The organism is Nocardioides sp. (assembly GCF_025965415.1).
Taxonomy (GTDB): domain Bacteria; phylum Actinomycetota; class Actinomycetes; order Propionibacteriales; family Nocardioidaceae; genus Nocardioides.
Window position 1 is genome coordinate 1 of the sequence record NZ_JAOPWY010000095.1, and the last position, 7,497, is coordinate 7,497.

The 7,497-nt window shown below is 70.6% G+C and carries 8 protein-coding genes; all 8 read left to right on the plus strand.

Translation table 11 applies throughout. The annotated features are described in order from the left end of the window. The coding region (locus JWN97_RS10220; protein ID WP_297622032.1) for an ABC transporter permease at positions 1-795 on the plus strand (795 nt) is incomplete at its 5' end. An 11-nt stretch (positions 796-806) separates the two neighbouring features. Then, positions 807-1,895 (plus strand): ABC transporter ATP-binding protein, encoded by a 1,089-nt coding sequence (locus JWN97_RS10225; RefSeq protein WP_297622034.1) that lies wholly within the window; start codon positions 807-809, stop codon positions 1,893-1,895. Positions 1,896-2,050: 155 nt separating this feature from the next. Continuing rightward, positions 2,051-3,223 (plus strand): dipeptide ABC transporter ATP-binding protein, encoded by a 1,173-nt coding sequence (locus JWN97_RS10230; protein WP_297622047.1) that lies wholly within the window; start codon positions 2,051-2,053, stop codon positions 3,221-3,223. A 95-nt stretch (positions 3,224-3,318) separates the two neighbouring features. Then, positions 3,319-4,662, plus strand: a complete 1,344-nt coding sequence (locus JWN97_RS10235; RefSeq protein WP_297622037.1) for a replication-associated recombination protein A — start codon at positions 3,319-3,321, stop codon at positions 4,660-4,662. Positions 4,663-4,681: 19 nt separating this feature from the next. Next, positions 4,682-6,463: an ABC transporter substrate-binding protein gene (locus JWN97_RS10240; protein WP_297622039.1), complete on the plus strand. Its 1,782-nt coding sequence runs from the start codon at positions 4,682-4,684 to the stop codon at positions 6,461-6,463. A 27-nt stretch (positions 6,464-6,490) separates the two neighbouring features. Beyond that, on the plus strand, positions 6,491-7,009 hold the full coding sequence (locus tag JWN97_RS10245) for a hypothetical protein (protein ID WP_297622041.1): 519 nt from the start codon (positions 6,491-6,493) through the stop codon (positions 7,007-7,009). Beyond that, a complete protein-coding gene (locus tag JWN97_RS10250; protein WP_297622043.1) occupies positions 7,009-7,272 on the plus strand; it encodes a DUF6167 family protein in 264 nt (87 codons plus the stop codon). Before JWN97_RS10245 ends, JWN97_RS10250 begins: the two co-directional genes overlap by 1 nt. Further along, on the plus strand, positions 7,272-7,497 hold a 226-nt coding region (locus tag JWN97_RS10255), incomplete at its 3' end, for an alanine--tRNA ligase-related protein (protein WP_297622045.1). The genes JWN97_RS10250 and JWN97_RS10255, both read left to right, overlap by 1 nt.

Consider the following 7,497-nt stretch of genomic DNA (forward strand, 5'->3'; position numbering starts at 1 on the left):
GTCAAGGGCGTCTTCGTCGGTCGTACGCTCACCATCGCCTCCAACGAGTACGAGTGCGGCGCGCCGTGCCTCGGTGTCAGCTTCCGCACCAAGCAGCCGGTCAAGGAGGAGCTGGCCTCGCGCATCCCCGCGACCTTCTCCATCGCCATCGGCGGTGCCTTCCTCTACCTGCTCTTCGGAGTCCCCATCGGCGTCGCGGCAGCCCGACGGCGCGGCTCCGTGGCCGACAAGGCCCTGGTGTCGAGCTTCCTGTTCATCAGCTCGATCCCCTACTACCTCTTCGCCCTGCTGACGTGGCTCTACCTCACGATCACGTTCGAGGTCCCGCTCTTCAGCGACACCGGATACTTCCCGATCACCCAGGACGGACCGTTCAAGTGGTTCAGCGGGCTGTTCCTGGCGTGGGTCGCCCTCGGCATCTTCGGCTGCACGCAGTACACGCGTTTCACCCGCGGTGCGATGGTCGAGGCCCTGAGTGAGGACTACATCCGCACGGCCAAGGCCAAGGGCCTGCCGTCGCGCACCATCGTCTACAAGCACGGCCTGCGCGCCGCCCTGGTGCCCGTCGTCACCATCTTCGGCATCGACTTCGGCACCCTGCTCGCCGGCACGATCTTCACCGAGCGGATCTTCGAGATCCAGGGCATCGGCTGGTGGAGCCTCGAGGCCGTGCAGGGCCGCGACCTGCCCGTCGTGATGGCGACCGCCCTGTTCAGCGCCGTCGTACTGATCCTGTCCAACCTGCTCGTCGACGTGATCTACAGCGTCCTCGACCCGAGGGTGAGGCTTTCGTGACCAGCGTTCCGATGACCCAGTCGTCCGCCGCGGAGAGGGATGCCTTCGAAGGTCCCTTCCTGCAGGTGGAGGACCTCAAGGTCACCTTCCCGACCCAGGACGGCCCCGTCACCGCGGTGAGCGGCCTGACCTACTCCGTCGAGCGGGGCAAGACCCTTGGCATCGTGGGGGAGTCGGGGTCGGGCAAGTCCGTCTCGAGCATGGCAGTGATGGGCCTGCACGACGCGAAGTCGGCCCAGATCTCCGGCTCGATCCGCGTGGGGGGCACCGAGGTCGTCGGCCTGAGCGAGTCGCGCATGCGTGCCCTGCGCGGCAACTCGATGGCGATGATCTTCCAGGACGCGCTCGCCGCGCTGCACCCGTTCTACAAGATCGGCTCGCAGCTGGAGGAGGCCTACCTCGTCCACCACTCGAGCGCGTCCAAGCGCGACGCCCGCCGCAAGGCGATCGAGATGCTCGACCGCGTCGGCATCCCGCAGCCCGACCGGCGTGTGGACGACTTCCCGCACCAGTTCTCCGGCGGCATGCGCCAGCGCGCCATGATCGCGATGGGCCTGATCAACGACCCGTCGCTGCTCATCGCCGACGAGCCGACCACGGCCCTCGACGTGACCGTGCAGGCGCAGATCCTCGACCTGCTGCAGGACCTGCAGCGCGAGTTCAACTCGGCCGTCATCATCATCACCCACGACCTCGGCGTCATCGCCGAGATGGCGGACGACGTGCTCGTGATGTACGCCGGTCGCTGCGTCGAGTACGGCACGGCCAAGCAGATCCTGGTCTCGCCCGAGATGCCCTACACGTGGGGCCTGCTGTCCAGCATCCCCGACGTGACGGCCTCCACCGACGCACGCCTGATCCCGATCCCCGGCAACCCGCCCAGCCTGCTGCGGCCGCCGTCGGGCTGTTCCTTCCACCCGCGGTGCGTGCACTCCGACAAGGTCCCCGGCGACCTGTGCAGCACCGAGCTTCCCGCGCTGCTGCCGGCCAGCTCCGGCACGGCCCATCTCAAGCGCTGCCACCTGGCCGACCCCGTCGGGGTCTACCGGACCGAGGTACTGCCCGAGATCGCCCCCGACCTGGTCGAGGAGACCCGATGACCCAGGACCCCAACGCCGAGGCGCAGATCCAGCCCACCGAGCTCGGTGCCAATGCCGCCGAGACGGGCGAGCGCCAGCTCAACAACGAGACCAGTGACGCCTACGGCTCCCACGAGGTCGGCGTCGACAACCTCGACTTCGCGTCGGTGGCCGAGATGGGCCACACCGCGAGCGAGCTCGACCCCGACGCTCCCGCCGTCCTGACGGTCGACAACCTCAAGATGTACTTCCCGGTGAAGTCGTCGGGCGTCGTGCGCCGGACCATCGGCCACGTGCAGGCCGTCGACGGCATCTCGTTCGTGGTGCCGAAGGGCGGTTCGCTCGGCCTCGTCGGCGAGTCGGGCTGCGGCAAGTCGACCACCGGTCGCCTCATCACCCGGCTCTACAAGCCGACCGGCGGCTCGATGATGTTCGAGGGCCAGGACCTCGCCAAGCTGTCCAACCGGGAGATGAAGCCGCTGCGCCGCGACGTGCAGATGATCTTCCAGGACCCCTACACCTCGCTCAACCCGCGCCACACCGTCGGTGCGATCGTCGGTGCGCCCCTCGAGGTGCACAAGATCGTGCCGAAGAACCAGGTGCTCAAGCGCGTCCAGGAGCTGCTGGAGGTCGTGGGTCTCAACCCCGAGCACTACAACCGCTACCCCAACGAGTTCTCCGGCGGTCAGCGCCAGCGCATCGGCATCGCCCGCGCCCTCACCCTCAACCCGAAGGTGCTGGTCGCCGACGAGCCCGTCTCGGCCCTCGACGTCTCCATCCAGGCGCAGGTGGTCAACCTGCTCCAGGACATCCAGACCGATTTCGACGTGGCGTTCCTCTTCATCGCCCACGACCTGGCCATCGTGCGCCACTTCTGCCCCGAGATCGCCGTGATGTACCTCGGCAAGATCGTGGAGCTCGGTGACCGCGAGACCATCTACGGCCGCCCCCACCACCCCTACACCCAGGCGCTGCTCTCGGCGGTGCCCGACGTGAAGCAGGCGGCGATCGGTGGGCGTCGCGAGCGCATCCGCCTCGAGGGCGACGTGCCGAGCCCGATCAACCCGCCCTCGGGCTGCCGGTTCCGCACGCGCTGCCAGTTCGCCCAGGAGATCTGCGCCAAGGTCGAGCCGCCGCTGCTGCAGATCGGCCCGCGCCACAAGGTCGCCTGCCACTTCGCCGGCGAGCTCGGTGCCCACCCGGCCACCCCGGTCACGACGGCCCTGCTCGGTGTCGACGACCAGGGCAGCCCGGTCTCCGGTGCCACGCCGACCAACACGCAGCTCACCATCCCGGGCTACGAGAAGACCTGGTACGACCTCACGTCCAAGCAGACCACCGGCCGCTGAGGCCGGTTCTCCCGCGGCTCGGCGGGCGGGGGATACTCACCGACGTGGATGGCTTGTTCGAGATTCCGGGCGCGGGGCGACCCGCGCCCGGAACCATGTCTTCGGGAGGGTCCTCGGGAGGTGCCCCGGGTGCCGGGTCGCTCGGGGCCAACACCCACGCGTCCGCGCCGCTGGCGGTCCGGATGCGCCCCCGCACGATCGACGAGCTCGTCGGCCAGCAGCAGCTGCGCGCCGCCGGGTCGCCCCTGCGCCGCCTGATCGAGGGCGACCAGTCGATGTCGCTCCTGCTCTGGGGGCCTCCCGGCACCGGCAAGACCACCATCGCCGCGATCGTGAGCCAGCAGACCCGGCGTCGCTTCGTCGAGGTCTCGGCCGTCGCTGCCGGCGTCAAGGAGGTGCGGGCCGCGATCGACGGCGCCCGCGCCGAGCTCGCCCGCGGCGGGCAGGAGACGGTGCTCTTCGTCGACGAGGTGCACCGCTTCACCAAGGCCCAGCAGGACGCGCTGCTCCCGGGCGTGGAGAACCGCTGGGTGACCCTCATCGCCGCCACCACGGAGAACCCGTTCTTCTCCGTCATCAGCCCGCTGCTCTCGCGCAGCCTGCTGCTGCGCCTGCAGTCGCTGACCGACGACGACGTGGCCGAGGTGATCGAGGAGGCCCTGACCGACGAGCGCGGTCTCGCCGGGGAGGTCGCGCTGGCCGACGACGCGCGCGAGCACCTCGTACGCCTCGCCGGGGGCGACGCGCGTCGCGCGCTGACCTATCTCGAGGCGGCTGCCGGCGCGGCCGCCAGCAACGGCCTCGACACGATCGACCTCGCCACGGCGGAGACCGCCGTCGACCAGGCCGCCGTGCGCTACGACCGCCAGGGCGACCAGCACTACGACGTCATCTCCGCCTTCATCAAGTCGATCCGCGGCTCCGACCCCGACGCCGCGCTCCACTACCTCGCACGGATGATCGAGGCGGGGGAGGACCCGCGCTTCATCGCCCGACGACTCGTGGTGCACGCCAGCGAGGACGTCGGCCTCGCGGACCCGACCGCCCTGCAGAGCGCCGTGGCGGCGGCCCAGGCCGTGCAGCTGATCGGGATGCCCGAGGCACGGATCAACCTCGCCCAGGCCACCATCCACCTCGCGGTCGCGCCCAAGTCCAACGCCGTGGTCATGGCCATCGACTCGGCGATCGCCGACGTGAAGGCCGGCAAGATCGGCCAGGTGCCGTCCCACCTGCGCGACGCCCACTACGGCGGCGCGAAGGACCTCGGGCACGGCAAGGGCTACGCCTACCCCCACGACGAGCCCTACGGCGTGGCCGAGCAGCAGTACCTCCCGGACGTCCTGCTCGACACGACCTACTATTCCCCGACCAGCCTCGGCGCCGAGGCCGCGGTCAAGGAACGCTGGGAGCGCGTACGACGTATCGTCCGCGGCCGCTAGCTCGAGGAACGGGGGAAGCATGGGTCGGAGCAGGCCGCTGGCGTTCGTCGCCGGTGCTGCCTTCGTCGTCCTCGCTGCCTGTGCCGGCGGGCCGGACGAGGACGGCGGGCCGTCGCACGCAGCCACGCCCAGGACCGGCACCTACGGTGAGCAGGGCACCGGGACCAAGGACGCCGGGCGTCAGGGGCCCGCTGCCGAGATCACCGGTGCCACCCGCGGTGGCACCATCACGGTCTACCTGCCGGGCGCGCCGGGGCCTGACACGCTCGACCCGACCGGCGGCTGGTCGGTCACAGGGAACGCGATCCAGCAGGCGCTCGTGAGCCGTTCGCTCACCCAGTACGCCCGCGACGTCGACGGGCAGCCGGTGCTGGTCCCGGACCTGGCGACCGACCTCGGCAGGCACAACGACGACTTCACCGAGTGGACCTTCACCATCCGTGAGGACGCCACGTGGGAGGACGGCCGGCCCGTCACGCCCGAGGAGGTCGCGTTCGGGATCTGCCGCTCGCTCGACTCGGAGACCTTCCCCGCGGGCCCCGGCACGCAGTACTCCAAGACGTACTTCGCGGGCGCGGCGTCGTACGACGGCCCCTACACGGCCCACGACCCCGACTGCGACGCGTACGACGGCATCTCCGTGCACGGCCAGGACGTCACCATCACGATGGACAGGCCGTTCCCCGACATGGACTACTGGGGCGCCGTCATGGCAATGGGCCCAGCCCCGCTGGGGGATGCCGCCGACCCGCCCAACTACGGTCACCGGCCGCTGGCCAGCGGTCCCTACAAGGTCGAGAGCTGGGAGCCCGCCGAGGAGCTGGTGCTGGTCCGGAACGACGCGTGGTCCGCCGACTCCGACCCGGCGCGCCACCAGTACGCCGACCGGTGGGTCTTCAAGTTCAACCAGGACCAGGACAAGGTCGACGAGATCATGCTCTCGGACAGCACGGCCGGCCAGGCGGCCGTGGCGACCGCGCTGGGGCCGGGCCGCTACCGCGACGCCGTGGACCAGCTCGGTGAGCGCCTGGTGCAGCAGCCCTCGGAGTGCGTGACGACCCTGATGCCCGACTACACCAAGATCACCGACATCAGGGTCCGCAAGGCGCTTGCCTACGCCTACCCCTACGAGGACGTCTGGATCGCCAGCGGCGAGGTCCCGGGCGTCACCCGCGTCCCCGCGGGCTCGATCATGCCTCCCGGGATGGCGGGCCGGAAGGAGTTCCACGTCGACGGTGAGCAGATCACCTACGACCCGGAGAAGTCGAAGAAGCTCCTCGTGGAGGCCGGCTACGGCGACGAGCCCTACCAAATCACGATGATCTACTACGCCGTCGACCCGCAGGTGACGGCCGCCCAGCAGCAGATCACCGCGGGCTTCGAGGCCGGCGGCTTCGCGGTCAGGGCCATCCCGGTCCAGGAGTCGCCCTACAGCGTCTGGCTCGACCCGGACGACGAGGTCAACAGGCTCCTCAACGTCCGCGCTGCGAACCTGTGCCCGGCGTGGCCGGCGGGGTCGGCGCTGCTCCCGCCGCTGCTGGGGGATGGCGCCGTCTTCAACACCGCCCACTTCGACGAGCCCGCGGTCGACGAGGCAATGGACGACCTCGCCACGCTCCCGATCGAGGAGCAGCCCGCCGCCTGGAGCGAGCTGGACGAGACGATCATGACCGACTACTTCCCGACCATCCCGACCGCCTACGTCAACCGGCTGGTCGTCTTCGGCGCCAGGATCGGCAACCCGAGCGGTGACGGCTCGATGGGGTCTCCCAACTACAAGGACCTCTACGTCGTGCCGTGACTCTCGGGCCTTCTATAGGGTGTCCCGGTGACGACGGAGCAGGTGTGGGTGGGCGCAGCAGGCGCGGTGGCGCTCGTGGCGCTCGTCCTGGCACTGGTCGCACACCGTCGTGCCCGCCGGGCCGAGTCCCGCCTGGCGGCCGTCGTCGAGCGCGTCGCGCTGCTCGAGTCCCCGGCCGCGGACGCACCCCGACCGGTGCTCGAGGACCCGCAGGCGAGCACCTTCGTGATCACCGGCATGGGGACCGACCCCGACTCCGCTGCGGGCGCGCCGGTCGCCCGCGAGATCGACGGCCGCCTGTTCGCCGACATCGTGGCCCGCGAGACCGTCGTCAAGGCGGCGTCGTGGACCCACGGCCTGCGCCGCGCGCTCTCGGCGGAGAACCGCAACCGGATCCGCTTCCAGGTGCGCCAGGAGACCCGGCGCGCCGGCCGCGACCGCCGCGCCGAGACCAAGCAGGCGCTGCGCGAGTACCGCGCGCGCGAGCGGTCCGCCGCCGACCAGCACTTCGGTTCCAGCCTCGATTCCAGGGAGGACGTCGCCTGATGGGTCGCCCACTCTGGTTCGTCGCCGGGGCGGGGGCCGGGGTGTACGCCGCTGCCCGCGCCCGCCGCGCCGCCGAGAGCCTCACCGCCGACGGCCTGCGTGACCGCCTGCGAGGTTGGCAGCTCGGAGCCCGCCTCTTCGCCGAGGAGGTCCAGCAGGGCCGCACCGAGCGCGAAACCCAGTTGCGCGAGCAGCTCGGCCTCCGGCCCCATGGAGTGCCGGAGCTGACCACCAGCACCCACGAGACGAAGGACCCGCACTGATGGACACCGCCGAGATCCGCCGCCGCTTCCTCGCGCACTTCGAGGCCGCCGGACACGCCGTGGTGCCCTCCGCCTCGCTCCTCGCCGACGACCCCAACCTGCTCTTCGTGCCGGCGGGCATGGTGCCGTTCAAGCCCTACTTCCTGGGCCAGGAGACGCCGCCGTGGCCGCGCGCCACCAGCATCCAGAAGTGCGTGCGCACCCCTGACATCGAGGACGTCGGCA